Raw genomic sequence first — 24422 nt, 5'->3', positions numbered from 1 at the left:
CCGCATGATTCCCGAAGACCGCCTGCGCCAGATCGAAGACCGTTTCCAATATCTGGAGGCCCGGATGAACGCCGGCGCCGATGCTGGCGAGATCGCGGCGCTGGCCAAGGAATATTCCGATCTCAAGCCGGTGGTCGACCAGATCGCCGCCTGGCGCCAGCTCCTGGAAGACATGGCCGAGGCTGAGGCGCTGCTCGCCGATCCCGACATGCGCGAGCTGGCGGAAGAGGAGCTGCCGGTGCTGAAAAAGCGCCTGCCCGAGGCAGAGCACGCGCTGCAACTGGCGCTTCTGCCACGCGACGAGGCCGATGCCCGGCCCGCCATCGTCGAAATCCGGCCCGGCACCGGCGGCGAAGAGGCGGCGCTTTTTGCCGGCGATCTGCTGCGCATGTACCAGCGCTATGCCGAGGCCCGGGGCTGGAATTTCGAGATCATCGAGGAAAACGCCACCGAGCTGGGCGGCATCAAGGAAGTGGTGGCGCATGTGAAAGGCGAGGGCGTCTTTGCCCGGCTGAAATACGAATCCGGCGTGCACCGCGTCCAGCGCGTGCCCACCACCGAAAGCGGCGGCCGCATCCATACCTCGGCCGCCACCGTGGCGGTGCTGCCAGAGGCCGAGGATGTGGATATCCAGATCGACGCCGGCGATATCCGCATAGACACCATGCGCGCCTCGGGCGCCGGCGGCCAGCACGTCAACACCACCGATTCGGCCGTGCGGATCACCCATGTCCCCACCGGCATCGTCGTCACCAGCTCCGAGAAGAGCCAGCACCGCAACCGCGAGATTGCCATGCAGGTGCTCAAGACGCGGCTTTACGACCTCGAGCGCAGCCGGGTCGACAGCGAACGCAGCGCCGACCGCAAATCCCAGGTCGGCTCCGGTGACCGCAGCGAACGTATCCGTACCTATAATTTCCCGCAGGGCCGAATGACCGATCATCGCATCAACCTCACGCTCTACAAACTCGACCAGGTGATGCAGGGCGATCTCGACGAGATCGTCGATGCGCTGACGGCCGATGCCCAGGCGACCCAGTTGGCGGCGATGGAATGACCGGCTCGGAACTGCTGGCGCGCGGCACGCGCGCGCTCAAGACCGCCGGGATAGACGGCGCCGGCAACGATGCCCGCCGGCTTCTGGCACATGCGCTGGGGCAAGAGGCCGGGCGGCTGACGCTGGTGCTACCGGAGCCGGTCGATCCCGAAGCGGCGGCGCGGTTCGACAATCTGATCACGCGCCGGGCGGCCCGGGAACCTGTCTCGCATCTCACTGGAAAGCGGATGTTTTACGGCCGCGAATTCGCGGTCACGCCGGATGTGCTCGACCCCCGGCCGGAAACCGAAACCCTGATCGAGGCGGCGCTGGCCCAGCCGTTCGAACGGCTGCTCGATCTCGGCACCGGCACGGGCTGTATCCTGCTGACGCTGCTGGCCGAAAGCCAGGGCGCCTGGGGGCTGGGGGTCGATGTCTCGCCCGCCGCGCTTGATGTGGCGGCGCGCAACCGGGCGATGCTGGGCCTGTCGGAATGCGCGCTCCTGCGCCAGAGCGACTGGTTCGCCGAGGTCGACGGCAGCTTTGATCTGATCGTCTCGAACCCGCCATACATCGCCGATCACGAAATGACGGCGCTGGCGCCGGAGCTGGCGCATGAGCCGCGCCTGGCGCTGACCGACGAGGCCGACGGCCTCTCGGCCTATCGCGCCATTGCCGCCAGCGCCGGCCAGTTTCTCGAACCCGGCGGCCGGCTGCTGGTCGAGATCGGCTGGCAGCAGGCCTTTCCCGTGGCGGTGCTGATGCGCGAGGGCGGGCTGTCGGATGTGGTGGTGATCCAGGATCTCGATGGCCGCGACCGGGCCGTTAGCGCTCGCAAGATTCAGTGAATTTCGCTCGAAATCGGTGCAAATCTGCCGCTTTTGGCGGTTTCGGGCGGGGAATGCGACAATTACCCCCTTGTAAGGCCGGGCTTGTCGTGGTTAGTGCTTGGGTGTCGTCGCAGATGGGTCGCGTATTGCGCCCCGCGAGACACTCGCCGCACAAGAGCATGATTGCCGAATGCACCGCGCCATAGCATCGCGTTTGGCACACCGGCTAGAGACTATCCAAAAACGGGCTGGATAACAGTATAATGAGATCATCCAAGTCACGGTCGCGGTCGCGATCGAACCGCAACAAGCCTTCTGGTGGCAATATCATCAACCGGGTCTTCGACAGCTCCGGGCCCGAAGGCAAGGTGCGCGGTACGCCGCAGCAGATCATCGACAAATACAACCAGCTGGCACGCGATGCCCAGTTGGCCGGTGACCGGGTGGCGACCGAAAATTTCCAGCAGCACGCCGAGCATTACCTGAGGCTTCTGGGCGAGGCGCAGAAGGAACAGGACGCCAAGCGCGAGGAGCAGGAGCGCCAGAACCGCGAGCGGCAGGCGCAGCGCGATCGCGAGCGGGCCGAACGGCAGGAGCGCGAATCCTCGAACGGCAACGGCAACGGCAATGGCAATCCGCAGCCCTCCGAGGCCGCCGATCCGAGCGAGGCACCGCAGCCCGATGTGCTCGATGTTTCCGACACCGACGCCGACAGCACGCTGGTCGAGACGCCAGAGAGCAAGGTCGAGGAAGACAAGCCCAAGCGCAGCCGCCGCAAGCCGGCGCGCAAGAAGCCCGAGGGAGAGGCGGGCGGCGAGGCGCCGGCCAAGGATGCCTCTGCCAAGGACGCCTCGGCCAAGGATACCCCGGCCAAGGATACCCCGGCCAAGCGGCCAACGCGCCGCGCCGCTGCCAAGGACACCCCGGCCAAGGACACCCCGGCCAAGGACAGCTCGGCCAAGGACGCTTCCGCCGATGCCCCGGCCAAGGACGAGCCGTCGCAGGCGGCCGAATAACCTCGGCGGCGCCTGACACATGACATTGCACAGGGTCGCTCCGAGGAGCGGCCCTTTGCTTTTGCGCCCCCGGGATCCCACGCGCCCCGGATCGGGGTCCGGGGCCTCATGGCAGATGGGCGATACGGCGGCGAGGTCCCGGATCGGGGTCCGGGACGGGGAGCAAGAACGGCCGGGCTCAGCGCCGTGCGGCTTCCACCTCGCGGGCCAGCGCGCAGAAGGCCTCGAGCGAGACCTGCTCGGCCCGCTCGGTGGGTTTGATCCCGGCGGCGCGCAGCAGATCCTCGATGCCGGGATGCAGCCCCTTGAGGCTTGCCCGTAGCATCTTGCGCCGCTGGTTGAAGCCGCGCGCCACCACCTCTTGCAGGATCCTGGCATCGGCCGGAAAGCGCGGCGCGGGCAGGGCGGTCAGATGCACCACCGCCGAAGACACCTTGGGCGGCGGCGAAAAGGCCTCGGGCGGCAGATGCAGCACGATGCGCGGATCGGCGCGCCATTGCGACAGGATTGCCAGGCGGCCATAGGTTTTCGATCCCGGTTCGGCCACTATGCGCTGTGCCACCTCGCGCTGGAACATCAGCGTCAGCGACTGCCAGAACGGCGGCCACTCCGGCGGCGTCAGCCAACGCACCAGAAGCTCGGTGCCGACGTTGTAAGGCAGATTGGCGGCAATTCGGATCGGCGGCATCAGGTATTGCCCGGGGTCGATCTCCAGCGCATCGCCGTTGATCACCTCGAGCTGGCCGGGATAGCGCGCCCCGATCTCGGCCAGCGCGGGCAGGCAGCGCGCGTCCTTTTCGATCGCCAGCACCTTGCGCGCCCCCTCGGCCAGCAGGCCCCGGGTCAGCCCGCCGGGGCCGGGGCCGATCTCGAGCACGTCGCAGCCCGACAGCTCGCCGGCCAGCCGCGCGATCTTGGCGGTAAGGTTGAGGTCGAGCAGGAAGTTCTGCCCCAGCGCCTTTTTTGCCACCAGCCCGTGATCGGTGATCACCTCGCGCAGCGGCGGCAGGTCGTCAATCGTGGCCATCAGGCTTCTTCTCTTTCAAAAATACGCATCACGACGCCGGCGGCGCCGCCGCGCCCGCCATTTCAAGTGCCGCGATCAGCGACGCCGGGTTGGCCAGGCCTTGGCCGGCGATGTCGAAGGCGGTGCCGTGATCGGGAGAGGTGCGCAGGAAAGGCAGGCCGAGCGTCACATTGACCCCCCGGTCGAAATCCAGCGTCTTGATCGGGATCAGCGCCTGGTCGTGATACATGCAGACCGCCACGTCATAGCGCGCGCGGGCTGCCGGGTGGAACATCGTGTCGGCCGACAGCGGTCCGGTGATGTCGAACCCTTCGGCCCGCAGCCGGTCGAGCACCGGGGCGAGGGTGGTGATCTCCTCGCGCCCCATCCGCCCGCCTTCTCCGGCATGGGGGTTGAGGCCGGCCACCGCGATCCGCGGGGCGCTCAGGCCGAAGCGCCGGCGCAGCCCGTCATGGGTGATGCGCAGGGTCTCTTCCAGCAGGGCGGGCGTCAGCGCCCCGGTCACCTCGGCCAGTGCCATGTGGATCGTCACCGGCACCACCCGCAGCGCCGGGGCGGCCAGCATCATCACCACCCGCCGCACGCCGGCCAGTGCGGCCAGGTATTCGGTGTGGCCGGGATAGGCGAACCCCGCCCCCTCGGCCAGCGCCTGCTTGTGGATCGGCGCGGTGCAGAGCGCCCGGGCGCGGCCGGCCATCACCAGCGCAACACCTTCGGCGATCGCATCGATCACCGGCTGCGCATGGGCGGCTTGGGGCTGGCCCGGCGTCACCGGCGGGCCGAAATCACGGTGCAGCACCGGCAGGCCGCGCGCCATCGCCGCCGGCGCCTCGCCCGGGTCGGCGATGCGCACATGCGGCGCGCCCTGGCCAAGATGGCCGGCGTCCCCGATCAGAAAGAACGGCACCCGGTCGCGCAACGCCTCCCAGGCGCGCAGCGCAAGTTCCGGGCCGACGCCCGCCGGCTCGCCGCAGCTCAGCGCAACGGGCAGGGCCGGGCTCATTCCAGTTCCACGATCCGCGCATCGGCGCGCAGCTGTTCCAGAAAGCTCTCGGACAGGGTGCCGACGCGGCGGTTGCGCAGGCCGGTGGTCACGGCCTCGCGGTCGGGCGCCTCTTCGACCGCCGGGCTGCGGCCGCAGAGCATCAGAAGCACCAGGGTCTCGCCCCCCGCGCGGGTCAGCGCGGTCGAGGTTTCGCCGGGGTCGAGCTTGGCCAGTTCGATGGCAATGTCGTCGGGGATCTGATCGGGCGGCAGGGTGCTGCGGTCGAGCACCTCTTCGGGCTGCCCCTTGGCCACGCCATAAAGATCGTCGCAGGTGTCGATCCGGGCCGTGATCCCGACGGCCTGGGCCAGGGTCTGCTCGCTGCGCCCGCCGGCCATGTAATAGGCGGCGTATTCCACAGCCGAATAGCTCGGCGGGGCATATTCGGTCTCTTCCAGCGCGCGCAGCTGGAACAGCGCGACGGCATTGGGAATGGCCAGCGGATCGGTCACTTCACCGGGCGAGAGCTCCAGCACCAGCGGCCGCAGCACCGGCGGCAGATCCTCGATCTGCTGCCAGGGCAGCTTGCCGCCCGAACGGGCGGTGGCGGTGGCGGAATACTGCCGTGCGGCGGCGGCGAACTCGGCCTCCGAGGTGGTTCGCGCGATCCGCTGCGCCCGGGCCATCACCGCCTCGGCTTCGGCGGGCGGGGCCGGCATGATGATCTCGGCCAGCAGCACCCGCACCGAAGAGCCGCCCCCGGCGGCGTTCAGGGCGCGGTCGATCTCGGCCTCGCTGACCTGCGCCGATCCGGCAAACCGCGCCCGCACCACCTCGCGCCAGGCCACCCCGGCCCGGACGAAATCGCGAAAGGTCTCGGCCGAGACGCCCAGCCCCGACAGCTCGGCGATCAGCTGATCGGCGGTCAGATTGGCGCGGCCGGCGAATTCCTCCATTCCGGCGGCGATCTGCTCGGGCGAAACGGTGATGCCCAGCGCCTCGGCCTCGCGCAGCTTGAGGCGGTCCTCGATCAGCTGTTCACGGGCGAGATCACGCGGGTTGCCGGGCGCGCGCAGCACTTCGAGAAAGGCCATGCGCTGATTGATCTCGTAATTGGTGATCACCATTTCATCGACCTTGATGGCCGGCGAGAACAGCCCCTGGGCCGGAACGGGCAGGGGCGTCAGCGGCGCGATCAGAAGCGCCGCGGCCGCGGTCCGGAAAAATCGTGAAATCATTGTTTGCATGTCCTGCTGTAGCTTCCGGCGTCGCCGCCGGTGCTGAACCCTTTTAGCGTTACAGTTAGACCATAAGTGGTGAAAGGGTCCAGATTGGATGAATCGGCAAAGGTCCGGTCGGCGGTGAACGCCGCCTCGATGCATTCGTTGCGATAGGCGAGGCCGAGGCCGGCCTCGACAGCGCGGTTGTCGGCGATGTCGTATTGCGCATCGCCGGAGACGGTCCAGTGGCGGTTGAACCGGTAAGAGCCGTCAAAGGTCCATTCCGCCACCTTTTCGTCCCGATCCTCGTCGGTGTCGGCGGGCAGCAGGATGAACGAGGCGCCAAGATCGATCCGGTCGTTCGCCCAGGCGCCGCGGGCGGCGGATTTGCTGACTTCGCCCTGCTCGTCCCAGAGCGTTCGCGACTGGATGTAAAGCCCGTCGGTGTTGCGGAAATGGGTGGCGAAGAGCCAGTCCGAGGCGGCATTGTCGAGCCCCGAGGTGGCGGTGAAGTCATCGTTCTGCGTGCTGCGATAGACCCGGCCCACCGCCAGCCCCGCTTCCCATCCGCTGGCCGCCTTGTGCAGGAAGCGCAGCCCCAGCACCGAAGCCAGGCCGCGCTCGCGCCGGTCTTCGGCGGGAAAGCGCGACAGCGACAGCAGATTGCCTTCGTCAAGCTCCTGCCGGGTGCTTTCGTCGTTGGCCACATCGGCATCGCGGCCGCCGACCCAGCCGATCTGGGCCACCGGTTCGAGCAATTGGCGCGCGCCGCCGCCAGCGCTGCGCAGAAACGGATAGCGAAAGGTCAGGGCGGCCGAGGGGGTGACCGAGTTGTCGACATCGGTGACGGTGGTGTCGTCCCCGGTGGAGAATTGATCCAGCGCCAGGCCGGCCTGCGCCGCCATCTGGAGACCGGTGCCGAAGGTCCACTGGTTGAGCCATGTCGCCTCGGCTCCGGCGCGGCTCACGTCGCGGCCGCGCACGTCGGATTCGGAATAGCGGATGTGGCTATGGCCCAGCAGCCCGAGCCGCAGCTCGCCACCGAGGCCGTTGGCCATCTGGTAGCGGCGCTCGTAGCGCAGATCCGGGATGATGGTCGGCTGGGTCGAGTTCAGCTCGTTGTCGCGCAGCGTGTTGTAATGCACCAGCTCGGCCAGCAGGTTGGTGTTGCGGGTGGTGCGGCTGAGAGAAACCTCGCTGTCGAGCCGGTCCTTGCCGGAATAATCATATTCCGAAAGATAGGATTCGTCGGACGTCACCTCGAAGTTGAAACTCAGATCATACCGGTTGCCGAGATCGAAGACCCCTTCGCCAAAGAGATAGGCGCGTGTCTCGTCAGGCAGGACGGTGTCGCGGGTCAGCGCACCGTTCAGTTCGATGTCGCCGTTGACGAAGGCCTGCCGGTAGCGCAGCTCGAGTGTGCGCGTCTCCTGCGACAGATAGGGCGTCACCGTCAGGTCGGCGTGATCGCCGAGCGGAATGAAATATGGCAGCTTGATGCCGCTGCCCAGCTCGGTCGTGGTGCGGATCGAGGGAAACAGGAAGCCGCGCGCGCGCTCGAGCGTCGGATCGGGCAGCCGCAGCCGCGGGATGTACATCACCGGCACGTCGAGCACCCGAAAGGTGGCGCCATCGAAATAGAGCTGCTGCGCCTCTTCGTCGTGGATCGCCCGCCGCGCCCGGATCGACCAGAGCGGCACGCCTTTCGGCCCGCAGATCTGGCAGGAGGTGACGGTGACCTTGGAAAGCTGGGTATACCGTCCCTCGACCCGCGCCAGCTGCACCGCGGCAAGCTGAAGCTGCTGATCGAGCACCATGCGCGCGCCGCCGAGCAGCCCGTTTTCCAGATCGGAATCCAGCTCGGCGGCATCGGCGAGGATGACGACGCTTTCGCCGTCGTCGATGCGGATCGGGCCTTCGATGATCAGGCTGTCGGTCTCGCTGACATAGGTGATCCGCCGCGCCCAGATGCGGGTGCCGTCGTAAAGCGCCTCGACATTGCCTTCGGCGATCAGCCGTTCGTCGGGCGTCACCACCACCGTATCGGCCACCAGCAGCGCCGGGTCGGGCTCTGCCTCCTGCGCGTGCAGGGCCAGGGGCGTCAGCGCAAGACACAGCGCGAAAGTCAGGCGGCGCAGCATCAGCCGTCCTCCATGTGAAGTATGAGGCCGAGGCCGATCAGCACCGCCGCCACCGGAGGCGCCCAGGCGGCGAGAATGGCGGGAACCTGGCCATTTTCGCCAAGGATCTGCGCGAAGTTGCGCAGGTAGTAGAGCCCGAAGCCCAGCAGCAGCGCCGTCAGCACCGCCAGGCCGGTGCCGCCAAAGCGGGCGTGGCGCATGGTAAAGGCGGCGCCGAGCAGCACCATCGAGACCAGAAAGACCGGTCGTGCCAGCTCCATCTGGAGCCAGACGGCGTGACGCCGGGCCGAGAATCCGGCGTTTTCGAGCTGGGCGATGAACTCGGGCAAATCCCAGATCGACACCGCCGAGGGCTTGCCGAAACTGTCGCGGATGCGCTCTTGCGTCAGGGTCGAGGGCAGGCGCAGCTCGTCATGCACGGCGGCGTTGGTCTCGGGGTTGAGCCCGGCCACCAACGGCCAGACCTTGGCGTTCTTCAGCACCCATTGCGCGGTGGCCAATGCCGCCTCGTCCGCCGCGATGCGCCGCACCGGGCCGCCGTCGGCTGCATAGGCGATGAAGGTCACGTCATGCAGCACCGTCGCCGTCGGATTGGAGCGCGCGGCATGGATCACCGTCTGGCCCATGACGTCGCCCTGCCGGAGCCAGAGCCCCTCGCGCCCGATCGACAGCGTCGAGGTGCCGCCGCTGTCATAGAGTTCGCGCAGGTCGTGATAGCGTTGCGAGGTGGCGGCGACGATCGGGTTGAAGACGGCCACCGCGAGGCCGCCGATCAGCACCGCGACAATCACCGGCCCGGTCAGCGCCGAGAGGCCCGAGCGGCCGGCGGCGCGGCTGACCACCAGCTCCGACGACCGCGCCAGCGCCAGGCAGAGCGCAATCGCCGAGAGGATCATCACCAGCGGCAGCATCTGATAGAGACCTTCGGGGGTGTTGAGCAGGGTGACTTGCAACACCTGCGCAAAGCCCACATCCTCGTCGAACCGGCGCAGTTGCTCGACCAGGTCAAGCAGCATGACGAAGAGAAAGAAGATCGCCAGCATGCCGCAGAAGATGGTGGCGAAGCGGCGCGCGAAATAGGTGTGAAGCGTCATGCCGCGCCCTCCGCCGCCGGCGCGTTCGGCCGCCTGCGCCGAAACGCCGCCGGATGATCGGCGCGCCAATAGAGCGCCAGGGCGATCACCAGCCCGATCGCCACATGCACATAGGCCAGGGGCCAGAGCGTCATGTCACCGCGGACCGGCTCGGTCATCGCGCCTTCGACCAGTTGCACCACCACCAGCAGGAACACCGCCAGAACGATCTGCCGGGTGACGCCGAAGCGGCTGAACCCGCCGGCCAGAAGCGCCGAATGACCGATCAGCGCCGCCACGATGGTGACCAGCGCCTGGGAAATCCGCTGATGACCCTCGAGCAGCACCTCGCCCGGCGGATCGTTGACCTCTTCGGCTACCGCCAGCGTGTCGAACAGCGTCTCCCAGGTCGGCACATAGCGCAGCTTGCGCGGACCCTGGCCGTTCTGGGCGATCAGGCCGCTGATATCGCGCGAGAACTGGGCGAAATTGGTGGTCGAGAGCTGGCCGGTGTCGGGTGTGAGTACCTGGGCCATGCCGTCGCGCATGATCAGCTTGGGGCCGTCGTCGTCGCGCAGCAGATAGGCCTTTTCGGCGGTATAGGTGATGTGGCGGTTGGCGTTGCGCACATCCGACAGAAAGACATCGGCAAGCTCGCCCTCGGGCGAGATCTCGCGGATGTAGAACGTCACCCCTTCGGCCGGGTGCAGAAAGGTGCCTTCGCGCAGCAGCCGGGCGCTGATCGATCCGGCGATCTCGCGCTCGCGCTCTTTCAGCCTCTCGAGGCTGGCGGGGATCAGCAGATGGGTCAGCACCGACATCATCAGCGCCAGCAGCAGCCCGTAGATCAGCACCGGCCGCGCCAGCCGCCAGGGCGAATAGCCGGTCGCTTGCATTACCGTCAGCTCGCTGTCTGCCGACAGGCGGTTGGTGACATAGATCGCCGCCGCGAAGGTCGCCATCGGCAGAACCATGCCGATCACCTGCGGCAGCGACAGGGCGGTAAATTCGAGAAAGACAAAGGCCGAGTGCCCGTCGGCGATCAGCTGGTCGAACAGGATCACCGCCCGGTTGACCCAGTAGACCGCGACCAGAACCAGCGCGAAAAAGCCGAAAAGCATGAAGAGCTGCGACAGCATGTATCTGTCGAATCTGGCCAACAGGTCCCCCAACCTTTTTTCATTTTCCGTGACCCTAAAAGATTTCTCCCCTAGGGAAAACTGGATATTGGCAGCGCGCACACATAAAGGGGTGGTTCAGCGGGGGTCCGCGCACTAGGACTAGTGGCACTCACCGTAATGTTAATGTTCTCCGGAGACCTGACCATGACCAGCCCCGCCAAGATCACCTTTGCCGAGACCGACCTCGACCTTGTGGCCACCGCGCCCGGGCGGGTGGCCGTGATCCTGGACGAGGAGGGCCGGCTCGATCCCGGCGCGCGGCGGGTCAACCGGCTGATGCGGCAGGCGCTGAACCGCTTTGCCGAAAGCCGCGCCTTTGCCGACATGAAGCCCGGCGATCTCAAGTCGCTGGCGTCGCCCACCGGGATGGAGGCCGAAGCGGTCGATGTGATCAAGCTGCCGCGTCGCCCCGACGTGGCCACCGCGCGCAAGGCCGGGGCGGCGCTGGCCCGGGCGCGCGGCGAGGCCGATCTTCTGCTTCTTGCCGGGGGCCGGGCCAAGATGGCCGATCTGGCCATGGGCCTGGCGTTGCGCGGCTATGACTTCGCCGATCACAAGACCGGCAAGGACGCCCCGCGCGAAGCCAGCCTGACCGTCATGTGTTCGAAATCGGACGAGCTGGAGGGGGAGTTCACCCCGATGGCGGCGGTGGCCGAGGGGGTCTTCTTTACCCGCGATCTGGTGAGCGAGCCGGCCAATGTGCTGACCACCACCGAGTTCGCCACGAGGCTCGAGGCGTTGCGCGGTCTGGGGGTCGAGGTCGAGGTGCTCGACGAGGACCGGCTGGCCGAGCTGGGCATGGGCGCGCTCCTGGCCGTTGGGCAGGGCTCCGACAGCCCCTCCAAGGTGGTGGTGATGAAATGGATGGGCGGCGCGCAGGACACGGCGCCTTTGGCCCTGGTCGGCAAGGGCGTGGTCTTTGACACCGGCGGCATCTCGTTGAAACCGGCGGCCGGCATGGAAGACATGACGATGGACATGGGCGGCGCCGGCGTCGTCTCCGGCGTGATGAAGGCCCTGGCGCTGCGCAAGGCGCCGGCCAATGTGGTGGGTCTGGTGGGGCTCGTCGAGAACATGCCTTCAGGCAATGCCACCCGGCCGGGCGATATCGTCAAGAGCATGAAGGGCGACACCGTCGAGGTGATCAACACCGACGCCGAGGGCCGTTTGGTGCTCTGCGACGTGATGTGGTACGCGCAGGAAACCTTCCAGCCGGCCGGGATGATCGATCTGGCGACCCTGACCGGGGCGGTGATCATCGCGCTGGGCCATGACAATGCCGGGGTGTTCTCGAACAACGACAGCCTGTGCAACGACTTCCTGAAATCGGCCGAGGCGGAATGCGAGGGCGCCTGGCGTTTGCCGCTGGGCCAGAGCTACGACGACCAGCTCAAGAGCCAGAAGGCCGACATGAAGAACGTCGGCGGCCGGCCGGCCGGGTCGATCACCGCGGCGCAGTTCCTCAAGCGCTTCGTCAAGGAAGAGACGCCCTGGATCCATCTCGACATCGCCGGTGTGGCCCAGGTCGCCAAGGACACCGACCTGGCGCCCAAGGGCGCGACGGGCTGGGGCGTCATGGCGCTGGACCGGCTGGTGCGCGACCGGTTCGAGAAAGGCTGAGCCTTGGGCGCCGCGTTCTTCTATCACCTGACGCAGCGGCCGCTCGAGGCGACCTTGCCGATGCTGCTGGAAAAGGCCCGCGGTGCCGGCTGGCGCGTCGCGGTGCGCGGCACCGACGAGGGACGGCTCGACTGGCTGGACGAGCGGCTCTGGCAGGGGGCCGACGACAGCTTTCTGCCGCATGGCCGCGCCGGCGGGCCGCATGATGCGCTGCAACCGGTGCTGCTGACCTCGGGGGCGGCGGGCAACGATCCGCAATGCCTGATGATGGTGGATGGCGCCGAGGTCTCGCCCGAGGAGGTGGGGGCGCTGGAACGGGTCTGCGTGCTGTTCGATGGCGGCGATCCGCAGGCGGTGGACCGGGCCCGTGACCAGTGGAAGGCGCTGACGGGAGCGGGCTGCGCGGCGCAATACTGGTCGGAGGCCTCGGGCCGCTGGGAGAAGAAAGCGGAAAGCGGCTGACCGAGCCTGTCGCGGGCGGCGATGCAAACCCGCGCGCGCCGGACTTCGATCCGGGGCCCCGCCGTGGTGACCGCGAGGCCCCGGGGCGGGCCCGGGACGGGGAGAGGCCCGCACCAAGCGGGCAGGCCGCTGGCACGACGGGCGGCCGCCGGTCCGGCGCCTCGCTCAGACGTGCTGGTCCACCAGCACCGGGTTGCCGTCGGGATCGATCACCATGAAACTTGCCGGCCCGGTGCCCTCGGGATCGGCCTGCTGCGCAAAGCTCAGCCCCGCCGCCTGCAACTCGGCCTGCAAGGACCGCACGTCGGCAAAGCCCGCCACCGGCTGCGCCGCCTGATCCCAGCCGGGGTTGAAGGTCAGGATATTGCGCTCGAACATCCCCTGGAACAGGCCGATCACGGCGTCCTCGTTCCGCATGATCAGGTAGCCGTGCTCGGCCTCCCCGCCGGCCGCCGAAAACCCCAACTTTTCGTAAAACACCCGCGACGCCGCCAGATCGCGGACCGCGAGGCTCACCGAAAATGCACCCAGTTTCATGACCCGTCCTTCCCCTGTCGCCGGGGCCCTCGATGACGGCAGAAATCATTTGAGCGCCACGCCCCTCGGGTTACCCTGCGGCATGCGTGTTCTTTTGTCGATTCTCTTGCTGGTCCTGCCGGGGTTTGCCTGGGCCGAAACCCGGGCCGCGCTGGTGCTTGCGGCGGAACGATACGAGGCGCTGCGGCCGCTGCAAAACCCCGTCAACGACGCCCGCGCCATCGAGGACCGGCTGATCGCCCTCGGCTTCGAGGTCTATACCGAGACCAACCGCGACCTGCGCCGGATGCGCCGCGCGTTCGAGGATTTCGCCGATGACGCGGCGGGCGCGGATGTGGCGCTGGTGTTCTTTGCCGGCCACGGCATGGAGGTGGCGGGGCAGAACCTGCTCTTGCCGGTCGATGCCCCCGCCGACAACCTCGATGCGCTGCGTGCCGGCGGCGTGCCGCTCGACGAGGTGGCGGCGGTGCTGCAAGGGGTGGCGCCGGTGGGGCTTCTGATCGTCGATGCCTGCCGCACTGATCCCTTCGGCAGCACCGGGCGCGGTGCGATGAGCCTGGCGCGGCGCCCCGAGGTCAGCCCCGGGATGGCGCGGCTCGGGCGGGCCGACAACCTGCTCTATGCCTTTTCCGCCGCGCCGGGGCAGGCGGCGGCGGATGGCACGGGCGACAACTCGCCCTTTACCGAGGCGCTGAGCCGGCACCTGGAGACGCCGGGGCTGGAAATTCGCCAGGTGCTGACGCTGGTGCAGCAGGACGTCTATGACCGCACCCGGGGCAAGCAGCTGCCCTATGTCGAAAGCGGCCTGCCGGCGATGGTCTTTGCCGGCGGCACCACCGAGCTGCCCGAACGCGAGTCGCTGCTGCTGGCCATGGCCGGGCTGCAACCGGCCCACCGCGGCCTGATCGAGCGCATCGCGGCGGAAAACGACATGCCGCTGGCGCCATTGTATGGCGCCTTTCTCTCGGCCGATCTGGCGCGGCGTCCTTCGAACGACCAGACCGCCGAACTGACCGCCGCCGCCCTGGCCTTTACCGAACTGCGCCGGGATATGGCGACCCTGGCGTCGGACGATCCGGCGGTTACCGCGCTGCGGCAGGAGGCCGAGCGCCAGCTCGAACTCGGCGCCTTCGAGACCGCCCGCGCGCGTCTCACCGAGGCGGCCGAGATCGACAGCCGGTCGCGTGATGCGCTGCGGGAAAACTACCTCGTCAGGACGCTGTCCGAGGCCGAAACCCACAGTCTCAACGCCCGCGCCGCCGAGGCCGATCTGCGCCGTGATCTGGCGATTGCCGATTACCGCCGCGCCGCCGCGCTGTTTGCCGAGGCGCAGGCGCTGAGCGGCGAGACGCCGGACCAGCTTCGGCTGGTCACCGATCAACTGGGCCGCCTGCTGATGACCACCGGCGATCTTGTCGGCGCCGGCCAGGCGTTTCGGCAGAGCCTGGCGGCGGCCGAGGCCCGCCGCGCCGCCGCGCCCGAGGATATTTCCCGGCAACGTGCGGTTTGGGTGGCGCAGAACGGTCTGGGCGACGTCGCGCGGTTTTCCGGCGACATGACCGGGGCCGGCGCGCTGTACGACGCGGCGCTGACAGTGATTGCCGCTGTCGCCGCCGCCGCGCCGGATAGGCTGTCGTATCAGAGCGATCTCGCGATCTCGCAGGAGCGGCTGGGGCAGATCCGCCTCGATCTCGGCGCGCTGGCCGAGGCGCGCGAGGCCTTCGCCGCCGCGCTGCGGATTTCCGAGGCACTGGTGACGCAAGACCCGGCCAATACCGCCTGGCAGCGCGGTCTCGGCCTGTCGCATCGGCGGCTGGCGGATGTGTCCGAAGCGCTGGGCGAAACGGCATCGGCGGCGGCGGGTTACCACCGCGCGCTTGCGTTCTTCGAAGGGTTGCGCGCCGCCCAGCCGGACGAGCCGCTCTGGCAACGCGACATCTCGATCCTGCGCACCCGGCTTGGCGACCTCGCGCTGGCGCAGGGCGATCTGGCCGGGGCGCAGACCCAGTATGCGGCCGCGCTCGAGCTTTCGCGCCTTCTGGCGCGGCAGGATACCGGCAATACCGAGCTGAAACGCGATCTGGCGATCGCTTTCGAGAAATACGGCAACGTGTTGCAACGCCTGGGCGATCTGGCCGGGGCGCAGGCCGCTTATTCGGCCGCGCTTGCCGGGCGCGAGAGCCTGGCGGCGCACGACCCCGGCAATGCGCAATGGCAACGCGACCTCGCGATCAGCCACAACCTCGCCGGCGATATTGCGCTGGCGCTGGGCGACGCGGCGGCGGCGCGCGGCGCCTATGACCGCGCGCTGGCGCGGCTCCTGCCGCTGACGGCCGCCAATGCCGGGCTGGGCCGCGATATTTCCATCACCTACAACAAGATCGGGCAGGCGGCGCTGGCGCAGGGCGATCCGCAGGCAGCCGGGGATGCCTTTCGCGCGGGGCTGGCGCCGATGCGCGCCCTGGTGGCGCAGAACCCGGCGCATACGGTCTGGCAGAGCGATCTGGCGGTCAGCCACGATTTCCTGGGCCTGGCGCTCTGGAATTCCGGCGATCTCTCCGGTGCGCGCCGGGCCTTCGAAGAGAGCCTGCGGCTGACGACGGCGCTTCTGGCGCAGGATCCGGACAATCGTGCCTGGCAGCGCAGCTTGGCCATCAGCCATGACCGGCTGGGCGGGCTGGCGCAGACCGGCGGCGATCTGGCCGCCGCCGCAGCCTCGTTCGGCGCCGCCCGCGACCTGCGCGCGGCACTGCTGGCGGCGAACCCTGACAATCTGCTCTGGCGGCAGGATCTGGCCTACAGCCACGGCAATCTCGGTTCGGTCGCGCTGGGGCAGGGCGATGCGGCGGCAGCCCGGCAGGCCTTTGCCGAAGCGTTGACCATTCAGCGCGATCTGGTGCAGCGCGACCCGGCCAATGCCAGATGGCGCCACGACATCGCGCTGACCCTGTCCAACCTGGCCCGGAGCGGCGCGACCCCGCGCGCGTATCTGACCGAGGCGCTGGCCATTGTCACCGCGCTGCGCGCCGAAAATCAGCTTCTGCCGCTGGCCGAAGGCTGGGCCGACGACCTCGAGACCGCGCTGTCGGGCCTCAACGTTCCAGAATGAGCCGCCCGCCCGAGATCTCGAGCCGGTCAAAGCGTTGCAGATATGACATGCCGAGCAGGCTCTCGGCCATTTCACCTTCGTTGACAAAGGCGGTCACCCGCCGGTCGGTCATCTCTTCAAACCCGATTTCGTCCAGCACCACACGCGCCGTGCGCACCGCGCCATTGGCGGTCATCGCGGTGCCGGAATAGTTCAGCCGCGCCGGATCGATCCCCGCCGCCCGGGCATCCGCCTCCAGCAGGACAATCGACGTGGCGCCGGTGTCGACGACAAAGCGGGTCGGATGGCCGTTGACATCGAGCGTCAGGTAGTAATGCCCGTCGGGGCTGCGCGGCACCTCGATCCGGCCCTGATCGGAAAACACCGCCTGCCGCGGCACCACCGTCTGACGGATATCGCCCCAGAGCCCGACGGCCGCGATCGCGCCAAGGAAAATCAGCCCCCAGAGCGCGGCATGCTGCATCACCTTGCCCATCGAATTCCGGTTTGCCACCACAAACCAGAACACCACCGCAGCCAGCAGCATCACGAGATAGATCAATTGTCCGGTGTCCATGGCCGACATGCGTGCTCTCCTTTGTCCCTGACATAGGGTGGGCGGGCCGGCTTTACGAGGCCAGCCCGGTGGCCAGCCCGTAATCGCGCAGCCCGTCGAGCACGAATTGCACCGCCAGCGCCGCCAGCAGCATGCCCAAGAGCCGCGTCACCACCACGATGCCGGTGCGCCCCAGTCCGCGCTCGAGCAGCCCCGACGCCAGAAACAGCAGGAAGGCGATGGCCACCACCGCTATCATCACGCCAGTCACCCAGAGATAGCCCTCGATCCCCGGCCGCGCACCGGTCAGCAGGATCATCGAGGCGATCGAGCCGGGCCCGGCGAGCAGCGGGATCGCCAGCGGAAAGACCGACGGATCATGATCGTCGTCCTCGTCCTCGGCCTCCTCGGCGCGGTCCTCGCGGCGCTTGGTGCGGCGCTCGAACAGCATGTCGAGCGCGGTGAGAAACAACAGCAGCCCGCCGGCAATGCGGAAGGCGGGCATCGAGATGCCGATGAAGCCCAGCACCGATTCCCCCAAAGCGCCGAACAGCGCCAGGATCGCCACCGCCACCACGCAGGCCCGCACCGCGATGGCGCGTCTGGCCCGGGGCGACATGCCCGAGGTCATGGCCACAAAGAGCGGCGACAGCCCGACGGGATCGATCACCACGAAAAGCGTGACAAAGGCGGAGATGAGAAAGGCGCTGTCCATGCCCCTAGGCAGCACGGCGCGCGCGGTTTGGCAAGGGGCGAAGACGACAGGCACGGCGGGTGCCGCGACACAATCGCCACGAGAGGGCAGCTTGAGGGCGGGGCCCCGGGTCAGGCCCGGGGCGCGCCGTGGGAGGCTCAGCCGCCAACTTTCTCCAGCTTCTCCAGCGCCGCCATCCACAGCGCCTCGGCGCGCTTCAGCCCTTCCTCGACCTCGGCGAACTTGCGGTTCCACTCGGCCAGCTCGGCGGTCTTGGCCGCGTCGTAGATCGCCGGATCGGCCAGCTTGCGCGACAGCTTGCCATGCATGTCGGTGATCTTCTCCACCCGGTCCTCGCATTTGCGCACCTCGGCGCGCAGCGCCATCAGCTTCTCGCGGGTGGCGCGGCGCGGCGCCTCGTCCTTCTTCGCCGGTTTGGGCTTGTCGGATTTCGCCGGCTTGTCCGAGGAGAGCAGCAGCTTGCGATAGGCCTCGAGATCGTCGTCGAAGGGTTTCACCCCGCCATCCGACACCAGCCAGAGCCGGTCGGCCACCATCGACAGCAGATGCATGTCGTGGCTGACCAGGATCACCGCGCCGCCATAGGCGGTCAGCGCCTCGACCAGCGCCTCGCGGCTCTCGATATCGAGGTGGTTGGTCGGTTCGTCGAGGATCAGGAGATGCGGCGCGTCGAGCGTCGCCAAGAGCAGCGAGAGCCGCGCCTTCTGCCCGCCCGACAGCCGGCCGACCTCGGTCTCGGCCTGATCGGCGCCCAGGCCGAACCCGGCAAGCTGCGCCCGGAGCTTCGATTGCTGGGTCTCGGGCCGCTCGCGTTGCAGGTGTTGCAACGGCGTCTCGTCGATATGCAGCTCGTCGACCTGGTGCTGGGCGAAATAGCCGATCCGCAGCTTGGCCGAGCGGGTCATCTTGCCCGCCATCAGCGGCAGCCGGTCCGACAGGAGCTTCGACAGGGTCGATTTGCCCTGGCCGTTCTTGCCCAGGAGCGCGATGCGGTCGTCATGGTCGATCCGCAGGTTCAGCCCACGCAGCACCGGCTTGTCGTCATAGCCGGTCTCGCCACCCTCGATCGAGATGATCGGCGGCGACAGCTCCTCGGGCTGCGGAAAGGTGAAGACCCGGCGCGCCACCTCTTCCGGCGCCGCCACCAGATCGATCTTCTCGATCATCTTCAGCCGCGCCTGCGCCTGTTTGGCCTTCGAGGCCTTGGCGCGGAACCGGTCGACAAAGCTTTGCAGATGCGCCACCCGGGCCTGCTGTTTCTTGGCCATCGAGGCCTGTACCGCACGCTGTTCGGCGCGCTGGCGGGCAAACTGGTCATAGGGGCCCTGGTAGAAGGTCAGCTGGCGATCTTCGAGATGCAGGATCGCGCCCACGGCACGGTTCAATAGCCCGCGGTCGTGGCTGATGATGATCACCGTATGCGGATATTTCGCCAGATAGCTCTCCAGCCAGAGCGCGCCCTCGAGGTCGAGATAGTTGGTCGGCTCGTCGAGCAAGAGCAGGTCGGGCTGGGCAAAGAGCACGCCGGCCAGTGCCACCCGCATCCGCCAACCGCCGGAAAAGGCCGAACAGGGCATCAGTTGCTCGGCATCGTCGAACCCCAGGCCCTTGAGGATCGACGAGGCCCGCGCCTCGGCGCTCCAGGCGTCGATATCGGCCAGCCGGGTCTGGACCTCGGCGATGCGGGTGGCGTCCACGGCCTCCTCCGCCTCGGCCATCAGCGCCGCCCGCTCGGTGTCGGCGGCCAGCACGGTGTCGAGCAGGGACACCTCGTTGGCCGGCACCTCCTGGGCCACGCCGCCGATGCGGGCGCGCTGGGGCAGGGTGATCGCCCCGCCTTCCAGCGCCAGCTCGCCGCGGATCAGCCGGAACAGCGTGGTCTTGCCGGTGCCGTTGCGGCCGATCAGCCCGACCTTGTGGCCGGCGGGGATCCGCGCGCTGGCGCCGTCAAGCAGCAGGCGCCCTTCCACCGAATAGGAGATGTCATCAATCGTCAGCATGGCCGCGCTCTAGCAGAGCCGGGCCCCACACACCAGCCACCTCCGGCCCTTCTTCTGGCCGAAAATATTCCTGGGGGTGAGGCCGCAGGCCGAGGGGGCAAAGCCCCCTTCCCATGCCGCAGCCCCCGTGCTATCGCACGCCCGATTTCAGACCGGCCGGGGCGCATATCCCCGGTCTCAAACAGGAGACCGCCCGATGGCAACCCAACGCACGCTCAGCATCATCAAACCCGATGCCACCCGCCGCAACCTCACCGGCAAGATCAATGCCAAATTCGAGGACGCCGGCCTGCGCATCGTCGCGCAGAAGCGCATTCAGCTGACCAAGGCCCAGGCCGGCAAGTTCTACGAAGTGCACGCCGAGCGTCCCTTCTACGACGAACTCTGCGCGTTCATGGCCTCCGAGCCGGTGGTGGTGCAGGTGCTCGAAGGCGACAACGCCATCCAGAAGAACCGCGAAGTGATGGGCGCCACCAACCCCGCCGATGCGGCGCCGGGCACCGTGCGCGCCGAGTTTGCCGAATCCGTGGGCGAGAACTCGGTGCACGGCTCCGACGCGCCGGAAACCGCCGCGGTCGAGATCGCCTATTTCTTCTCGGGCCTCGAACTGGTCGGCTGAGCCGTCCGCGCCGACCCGATGAATGCTGCCGCCCCGGTCCCGGGGCGGCGTTTTCCGTTTCAAGACGTTCAGACAATCACAGGGCGACGCCGGACATGGCTGACAGGCATTGGAAAACCCTCCGCAAGGACATCGTCTTCGAGGCCGCGCCGTATCTCAAGGTCGCGCGCGAGACGGTCGAACTGCCCGATGGCCGTCAGGTCGACGATTTCTATCAGGTCCACCTGCGTCCCTTCGTTTCGGTCGTGCCGGTCACACCCGAGGGCCGCATCCTGATCCTCGAGCAATACAAGCATGGCCCGCGCTGCGTCTCGATCACCTTTCCCGGCGGTTTCGTCGACGCGGGCGAAGACCCGGAAACGGCCGGCCGCCGTGAGCTGATGGAGGAAACCGGCTATCGGGCCGGGGCCTTCATCCCGATGGGCACTTATGTCGACAACGGCAACCAGCGTGGCTGTTCGGGCAGTTATTTCCTCGCCCTCGACTGCGAAAAGGTGGCCGAACCCGACCCCGGCGATCTCGAAGAGATGGAAGTGAGCTTCGCCACCCCGGAAGAGCTCGACGCCGCGCTCGGTACGCCGCGCTTTGCCATCACCCACATGGCCGCCGCCTGGGCCTTTGCCCGGATGAAACTCCCCGCCTGACCCGCCCCGGGCCCCCGCGCCGGGGCCTCTTCGGCCAAGGCCCCTCGGACCGCGGGTCCGCAGGACTTCACCGCCGCGCCGCCTCGACCACACCGATCTCGTCCAGGATGCGCTCGATGCCGCTGTCAGGGGCCCCGGCGGGCTTTTGTGCCGCCTTGAGCGCGTCGAAACGTTGGCGCAGCGCCTGTTTCTCCGCGCCCTGGCAATCGTTCCACGGCCGCCCCTGAAGCCCCATCACCAGCACGTAATAGCCGATGAAATGCGAGCGCATGCCGCTGGCGATCAGTTTGCCGTAGGCCACATCCGCCCCCAGCGCGCGCAGCGCGTCGGCGCTGGTGATGCCGGCGCGGGCGCAGGCCGCCTCCATCGCCGGGCCGAGATTGCGGATCGAACTGACCGGATTGCTCATTCCGCCGCCTCCCGGCAAAGGTCTTCGGCAAAGCGCAGCAGCACGTCGAGCGCCCGGGCCAGCGCCGCATCCTCGACCGTCAGGGCCACCCGCACATGGCCGGCCGCGGCGCGGCCAAAGCTTTCGCCGGGCATGACGGCAATGCGGTGCCGGTCGAGCAGCGCCTCGGCAAACCCCAGCCCGGAGAGCCCGGTGCGGCGGATGTCGAGCATCAGGTACATCGCGCCCTGCGCCGGGGCGCTCTGCACCACCGGACAACCGGCGACAATCCCCGCCGCCAGATCGCGGCGGCGGCGGAAGGGCGCGGCGATTTCCTCTTCCAGCCAGGCGCCTTCGTCGAGCGCGAAAAGCGCCGCATCCTGGATATATCCCGGCACGCCATAGGTGGTGTGGGTCGCCAGGTCGATCAGCGCCGAGATCGCCGGCTCCGGGCCGATCACCCAGCCGATGCGGCTGCCGGTCATGGCGTGGCTCTTCGACATCGAGCCCACCACCAGCGTGTGATCGCGCGCACCGGGCAGGGCGCGCGGGCTCAGGTGCCGGCCGTCCCAGACCATGGTGTCATAGACCTCGTCCGAGATCAGCCAGAGACCGCGCGTGCGCGTCAGATCGACCAGCCCTTGCAGCCGGTCGCGGTCATAGAGGATGCCGGTGGGATTGTTGGGGGTGTTGATCAGCAGCGAGGTCGCGCCCGCCGCCGACGCCGCGATCCGCGCCGGATCGGGCTGGAACCCATCCTCGGCACGCGCCGCGACCGGCACCGGCAGGGCGCCGGCGGCGCGGATGGTGCCGGGGTAGGTGGCGTAATAGGGATCGATGAACAGCCCCCGGTCGCCCGGCGCGCAGGCCAGCATATGCGCCGCGAACAGCCCGGATTGTCCGCCCGGGGTGATCAGCACATTGCCGCGCCCGGTGGGCACGCCGCTGCGCTCGGTGACATGCGCCGCCACCTTGTCGCGCAGCGCATCGGTGCCGGGCACGGCGGCATAGCCGGTATGGCCGCCCCGCGCCGCGCGGTGCATTTCCTCGAGGATGCGGGGATGGGTGGGGATGTCATGTTCGCCGATCGTCAGCTCGGTGACCGCCACGCCTTCGGCCACCAGGGCGCGCGCCTTGTAGAACACGCCCCAGCCGTCGCCATCGCTCACCAATGTGGCCAACCTGTCGGATATCCGCATATCGTGCCCCTTTCGACTTTTCGCCATGCAGACAGCGCCGTGCCGGGATGTCAATCACTCCGCCGGGTCGAGCCCGGCCTGCACCTTTTTCGGCAGCTTCGCGCGCACGATCCGGTAGGAGGCCACCAGCCGTTCGCGCAGCTCCTCGTTGGTGATGTCCTTGGGATCGAGGCGGTCGAAAGGCACCTGCACCCAGGAGCGGTGGAAGTACGGTGCCTTGACCGCCCGGCCGATCTCGATCAGCGCGCTGGCGCTCTCGACATCGGCGGTCTTGACCGAGACGCCGCCGCCCAGAGCGCCGACACAGGCGAACATCTTGCCGCCGACCTTCCAGGCGTCGTGGCCGCCGCCCCAAGGGTCGGAGACCTCGGCGCCGGGCATGGCGGCGCAGATCGCATTCACCATCTCGCGTGACATGGCACCCATGGTGCGGCGGCCGGGCGAGTCGCGCAAGAGGCCGGCCGGGGGCAAGTCCGCGCTTGGCGCGGCGCACGTCCTGTGCTAGGTCGGGCCGCATGAGCATCCAGGCAATCATCATTTGCTGCATTATCCGCTGACACTTGTCGGCGGGCCTGCTCTTTCTTTCCTTTGTGAACCGATCTTGCTAAGCCCGCCGCGAGCGCCTGCGCGCCCGTGAGGAGAGGTTATGACCGAGATCAGACTGCACAATACCAAGGCCCGCCGAAAAGAGGTCTTTGCCCCGATCGATCCGGAAAACGTGCGGATTTATCTCTGCGGGCCAACGGTTTATGATCGTGCCCACCTGGGGAACGCGCGCAATGTGATCATGTTCGACGTGCTCTTCCGGCTGCTGCGCCATGTCTATGGGCCGGACCATGTGACCTATGTGCGCAACTTCACCGACGTCGACGACAAGATCAACGCCCGCGCCGCCGAAAGCGGCCGCAGTATCGAGGAGATCACCGCCGAGACCACGCAATGGTATCTCGACGACATGGCGGCGCTGGGCACGCTGGAGCCCAGCAAGATGCCGCGGGCGACGCAATATATCGGCGAGATGATCGAGATGATCGAAGGGCTGATCGCCAAGGGCCATGCCTATGCCGCTGAGGGCCATGTGCTGTTCTCGGTCGAGAGCTACAAGGATTACGGCGCGCTCTCCGGCCGGTCGGTGGATGACATGATTGCCGGCGCCCGCGTCGAGGTGGCGCCGTACAAGCGCAATCCGATGGATTTCGTGTTGTGGAAACCCTCGTCCGGGGATCTGCCCGGCTGGGAGAGCCCCTGGGGCCGTGGCCGCCCCGGCTGGCATATCGAATGTTCGGCGATGTCGCATGCGCTGCTCGGGGTGTCGTTCGACATTCACGGCGGCGGCAACGACCTGATGTTTCCGCATCATGAAAACGAGATCGCCCAGAGCTGCTGCGCCCATCCCGAAGGCGATTTTGCCCGGGTCTGGCTGCACAACGAGATGTTGCAGGTCGAGGGGCGGAAGATGTCCAAGTCGCTGGGCAATTTCTTTACCGTGCGGGATCTCTTGAACGAGGGGGTGCCGGGCGAGGTGATCCGCTTTGTCTTTCTCTCGACCCATTACGGCAAGCCGATGGACTGGACCGTGAAGAAGCGGGATGAGGCGGAGGCCACGCTGCGCAAGTGGCGCGGGCTCTGCGAGGGCGTCGAGCCGGGCGCGCTGCCCGAGACGGTGGTTGCCGCCCTGGCCGATGATCTGAACACCGCCGGCGCGATTGCCGAGCTGCACCGGCTGGCGACCGAGGGGGAGGCCCCGGCGCTGAAGGCCGGGGCGGGCTTGCTCGGATTGTTGGGCGAGGCGCTGGGCGGCTGGGACCGCGTCGAGGTGGATCTTTCGGCGCTGGTCGCCCGCTTCAACGAGACCCGCGCGCAGGCGATGGAGAGCAAGGATTTCTCTGGTGTCGATGCGCTGAAACAGGGGCTGATTGCCGCCGGCGTCGAGGTGCGGATGAGCAAATCCGGCGTCGAGCTGGTGCCGGGACCGGGCTTTGACGCCGCCAAGCTGGAGGCCTTGTGATGCGGGATGCGCGTTGCCGGGGGGCTGTCTGCCCCCCCTCCGCCGGGGCGGACTCCCCCCGACGGGTATTTTTGAAC

The 24422-nt window shown here is 67.9% G+C and carries 22 protein-coding genes; 9 read left to right on the top strand and 13 right to left on the bottom strand.

Going from position 1 to position 24422, the window contains the following annotated elements:
* The first annotated feature begins 4 nt into the window (after positions 1-4).
* From prfA to BMW90_RS03565, 3 genes are all read left to right on the top strand, one after another.
* Entirely contained in the window at positions 5-1057 is a 1053-nt protein-coding gene (gene prfA, locus BMW90_RS03575; protein ID WP_074835019.1) for a peptide chain release factor 1, read from the top strand.
* Positions 1054-1884 carry a peptide chain release factor N(5)-glutamine methyltransferase gene (prmC, locus tag BMW90_RS03570; RefSeq protein ID WP_074835017.1) on the top strand — a complete coding sequence of 277 codons (831 nt, stop codon included), beginning with the start codon at positions 1054-1056 and terminating at the stop codon, positions 1882-1884. The genes prfA and prmC overlap by 4 nt, the downstream gene beginning before the upstream one ends.
* A 245-nt stretch (positions 1885-2129) precedes the next feature.
* Positions 2130-2882, top strand: a complete 753-nt coding sequence (locus BMW90_RS03565; protein ID WP_074835016.1) for a DUF4167 domain-containing protein — start codon at positions 2130-2132, stop codon at positions 2880-2882.
* Positions 2883-3060: 178 nt separating this feature from the next.
* Here BMW90_RS03565 and rsmA read toward each other — a convergent pair whose 3' ends face one another.
* From rsmA to lptF, 6 genes are read right to left on the bottom strand one after another with little or no spacing between them, the layout of a single operon-like run.
* Positions 3061-3909, bottom strand: a complete 849-nt coding sequence (gene rsmA / locus BMW90_RS03560) for a 16S rRNA (adenine(1518)-N(6)/adenine(1519)-N(6))-dimethyltransferase RsmA (protein ID WP_048531134.1) — start codon at positions 3907-3909, stop codon at positions 3061-3063.
* 28 nt (positions 3910-3937) lie between these two features.
* A complete protein-coding gene (gene pdxA, locus BMW90_RS03555; RefSeq protein WP_074835014.1) occupies positions 3938-4912 on the bottom strand; it encodes a 4-hydroxythreonine-4-phosphate dehydrogenase PdxA in 975 nt (324 codons plus the stop codon).
* Positions 4909-6132, bottom strand: coding sequence for a peptidylprolyl isomerase (locus tag BMW90_RS03550; RefSeq protein ID WP_244526420.1), 1224 nt, complete (start codon positions 6130-6132; stop codon positions 4909-4911). Before BMW90_RS03550 ends, pdxA begins: the two co-directional genes overlap by 4 nt.
* Positions 6129-8255, bottom strand: coding sequence for an LPS-assembly protein LptD (locus BMW90_RS03545; protein WP_074835011.1), 2127 nt, complete (start codon positions 8253-8255; stop codon positions 6129-6131). Before BMW90_RS03545 ends, BMW90_RS03550 begins: the two co-directional genes overlap by 4 nt.
* Positions 8255-9349, bottom strand: coding sequence for an LPS export ABC transporter permease LptG (gene lptG, locus BMW90_RS03540; RefSeq protein WP_048531143.1), 1095 nt, complete (start codon positions 9347-9349; stop codon positions 8255-8257). Before lptG ends, BMW90_RS03545 begins: the two co-directional genes overlap by 1 nt.
* Positions 9346-10488 (bottom strand): LPS export ABC transporter permease LptF, encoded by a 1143-nt coding sequence (gene lptF, locus BMW90_RS03535; RefSeq protein WP_244526419.1) that lies wholly within the window; start codon positions 10486-10488, stop codon positions 9346-9348. Before lptF ends, lptG begins: the two co-directional genes overlap by 4 nt.
* Before the next feature lie 165 nt (positions 10489-10653).
* On the opposite strand from lptF, the gene BMW90_RS03530 reads away from it, so the two are divergent.
* Positions 10654-12129: a leucyl aminopeptidase gene (locus BMW90_RS03530; protein WP_074835009.1), complete on the top strand. Its 1476-nt coding sequence runs from the start codon at positions 10654-10656 to the stop codon at positions 12127-12129.
* 3 nt (positions 12130-12132) lie between these two features.
* Positions 12133-12591 carry a DNA polymerase III subunit chi gene (locus BMW90_RS03525; protein WP_074835007.1) on the top strand — a complete coding sequence of 153 codons (459 nt, stop codon included), beginning with the start codon at positions 12133-12135 and terminating at the stop codon, positions 12589-12591.
* Between the two features lie 165 nt (positions 12592-12756).
* Here BMW90_RS03525 and BMW90_RS03520 read toward each other — a convergent pair whose 3' ends face one another.
* The gene (locus BMW90_RS03520) at positions 12757-13128 is read right to left on the bottom strand and encodes a VOC family protein (RefSeq protein WP_074835005.1); all 372 of its coding nucleotides are present in this window, start codon (positions 13126-13128) and stop codon (positions 12757-12759) included.
* An 82-nt stretch (positions 13129-13210) separates the two neighbouring features.
* On the opposite strand from BMW90_RS03520, the gene BMW90_RS03515 reads away from it, so the two are divergent.
* On the top strand, positions 13211-16237 hold the full coding sequence (locus BMW90_RS03515; RefSeq protein ID WP_170850507.1) for a caspase family protein: 3027 nt from the start codon (positions 13211-13213) through the stop codon (positions 16235-16237).
* Here BMW90_RS03515 and BMW90_RS03510 read toward each other — a convergent pair.
* The 3 genes from BMW90_RS03510 to BMW90_RS03500 form a co-directional block, all read right to left on the bottom strand.
* Positions 16221-16802: a retropepsin-like aspartic protease family protein gene (locus BMW90_RS03510; RefSeq protein ID WP_048531152.1), complete on the bottom strand. Its 582-nt coding sequence runs from the start codon at positions 16800-16802 to the stop codon at positions 16221-16223. The two genes, BMW90_RS03515 and BMW90_RS03510, sit on opposite strands and share 17 nt — an antisense overlap.
* A 43-nt stretch (positions 16803-16845) precedes the next feature.
* On the bottom strand, positions 16846-17487 hold the full coding sequence (locus tag BMW90_RS03505) for a MarC family protein (protein ID WP_074835002.1): 642 nt from the start codon (positions 17485-17487) through the stop codon (positions 16846-16848).
* A 137-nt stretch (positions 17488-17624) separates the two neighbouring features.
* On the bottom strand, positions 17625-19487 hold the full coding sequence (locus tag BMW90_RS03500; RefSeq protein WP_074835001.1) for an ABC-F family ATP-binding cassette domain-containing protein: 1863 nt from the start codon (positions 19485-19487) through the stop codon (positions 17625-17627).
* A 196-nt stretch (positions 19488-19683) separates the two neighbouring features.
* On the opposite strand from BMW90_RS03500, the gene ndk reads away from it, so the two are divergent.
* Positions 19684-20106 carry a nucleoside-diphosphate kinase gene (ndk, locus tag BMW90_RS03495; RefSeq protein ID WP_074834999.1) on the top strand — a complete coding sequence of 141 codons (423 nt, stop codon included), beginning with the start codon at positions 19684-19686 and terminating at the stop codon, positions 20104-20106.
* 95 nt (positions 20107-20201) lie between these two features.
* A complete protein-coding gene (locus BMW90_RS03490) occupies positions 20202-20750 on the top strand; it encodes an NUDIX hydrolase (protein WP_074834998.1) in 549 nt (182 codons plus the stop codon).
* 67 nt (positions 20751-20817) lie between these two features.
* Here the strand turns inward: BMW90_RS03490 and BMW90_RS03485 are convergent, their stop codons facing one another.
* From BMW90_RS03485 to BMW90_RS03475, 3 genes are read right to left on the bottom strand one after another with little or no spacing between them, the layout of a single operon-like run.
* Positions 20818-21159 (bottom strand): TfoX/Sxy family DNA transformation protein, encoded by a 342-nt coding sequence (locus BMW90_RS03485; RefSeq protein ID WP_074834996.1) that lies wholly within the window; start codon positions 21157-21159, stop codon positions 20818-20820.
* Positions 21156-22337, bottom strand: a complete 1182-nt coding sequence (locus BMW90_RS03480; protein ID WP_074834995.1) for a pyridoxal phosphate-dependent aminotransferase — start codon at positions 22335-22337, stop codon at positions 21156-21158. The genes BMW90_RS03485 and BMW90_RS03480 overlap by 4 nt, the downstream gene beginning before the upstream one ends.
* 54 nt (positions 22338-22391) lie before the next feature.
* Positions 22392-22754, bottom strand: a complete 363-nt coding sequence (locus BMW90_RS03475; protein WP_074835424.1) for an MmcQ/YjbR family DNA-binding protein — start codon at positions 22752-22754, stop codon at positions 22392-22394.
* A 229-nt stretch (positions 22755-22983) separates the two neighbouring features.
* Here BMW90_RS03475 and cysS point away from each other — a divergent pair, with 229 nt between their 5' ends.
* Positions 22984-24345: a cysteine--tRNA ligase gene (gene cysS, locus BMW90_RS03470; RefSeq protein WP_074834993.1), complete on the top strand. Its 1362-nt coding sequence runs from the start codon at positions 22984-22986 to the stop codon at positions 24343-24345.
* The last annotated feature ends 77 nt before the right edge of the window (positions 24346-24422 follow it).

This window comes from Marinovum algicola, assembly GCF_900109145.1.
Classification (GTDB): domain Bacteria; phylum Pseudomonadota; class Alphaproteobacteria; order Rhodobacterales; family Rhodobacteraceae; genus Marinovum; species Marinovum algicola.
Note: the sequence above shows the minus strand (reverse complement) of the source record. Positions and strands in the feature narration are given on the sequence as shown.

Bases quoted from the DNA above. Each gene is read 5' to 3' on its own strand.
- prfA (WP_074835019.1), top strand. From the start codon at position 5: ATGATTCCCGAAGACCGCCTGCGCCAGATCGAAGACCGTTTCCAATAT.
- prmC (WP_074835017.1), top strand. From the start codon at position 1,054: ATGACCGGCTCGGAACTGCTGGCGCGCGGCACGCGCGCGCTCAAGACC.
- BMW90_RS03565 (WP_074835016.1), top strand. From the start codon at position 2,130: ATGAGATCATCCAAGTCACGGTCGCGGTCGCGATCGAACCGCAACAAG.
- rsmA (WP_048531134.1), bottom strand. From the start codon at position 3,909: ATGGCCACGATTGACGACCTGCCGCCGCTGCGCGAGGTGATCACCGAT.
- pdxA (WP_074835014.1), bottom strand. From the start codon at position 4,912: ATGAGCCCGGCCCTGCCCGTTGCGCTGAGCTGCGGCGAGCCGGCGGGC.
- BMW90_RS03550 (WP_244526420.1), bottom strand. From the start codon at position 6,132: ATGATTTCACGATTTTTCCGGACCGCGGCCGCGGCGCTTCTGATCGCG.
- BMW90_RS03545 (WP_074835011.1), bottom strand. From the start codon at position 8,255: ATGCTGCGCCGCCTGACTTTCGCGCTGTGTCTTGCGCTGACGCCCCTG.
- lptG (WP_048531143.1), bottom strand. From the start codon at position 9,349: ATGACGCTTCACACCTATTTCGCGCGCCGCTTCGCCACCATCTTCTGC.
- BMW90_RS03530 (WP_074835009.1), top strand. From the start codon at position 10,654: ATGACCAGCCCCGCCAAGATCACCTTTGCCGAGACCGACCTCGACCTT.
- BMW90_RS03520 (WP_074835005.1), bottom strand. From the start codon at position 13,128: ATGAAACTGGGTGCATTTTCGGTGAGCCTCGCGGTCCGCGATCTGGCG.
- BMW90_RS03515 (WP_170850507.1), top strand. From the start codon at position 13,211: ATGCGTGTTCTTTTGTCGATTCTCTTGCTGGTCCTGCCGGGGTTTGCC.
- BMW90_RS03510 (WP_048531152.1), bottom strand. From the start codon at position 16,802: ATGTCGGCCATGGACACCGGACAATTGATCTATCTCGTGATGCTGCTG.
- BMW90_RS03505 (WP_074835002.1), bottom strand. From the start codon at position 17,487: ATGGACAGCGCCTTTCTCATCTCCGCCTTTGTCACGCTTTTCGTGGTG.
- BMW90_RS03500 (WP_074835001.1), bottom strand. From the start codon at position 19,487: ATGCTGACGATTGATGACATCTCCTATTCGGTGGAAGGGCGCCTGCTG.
- ndk (WP_074834999.1), top strand. From the start codon at position 19,684: ATGGCAACCCAACGCACGCTCAGCATCATCAAACCCGATGCCACCCGC.
- BMW90_RS03490 (WP_074834998.1), top strand. From the start codon at position 20,202: ATGGCTGACAGGCATTGGAAAACCCTCCGCAAGGACATCGTCTTCGAG.
- BMW90_RS03485 (WP_074834996.1), bottom strand. From the start codon at position 21,159: ATGAGCAATCCGGTCAGTTCGATCCGCAATCTCGGCCCGGCGATGGAG.
- BMW90_RS03480 (WP_074834995.1), bottom strand. From the start codon at position 22,337: ATGCGGATATCCGACAGGTTGGCCACATTGGTGAGCGATGGCGACGGC.
- BMW90_RS03475 (WP_074835424.1), bottom strand. From the start codon at position 22,754: ATGTCACGCGAGATGGTGAATGCGATCTGCGCCGCCATGCCCGGCGCC.
- cysS (WP_074834993.1), top strand. From the start codon at position 22,984: ATGACCGAGATCAGACTGCACAATACCAAGGCCCGCCGAAAAGAGGTC.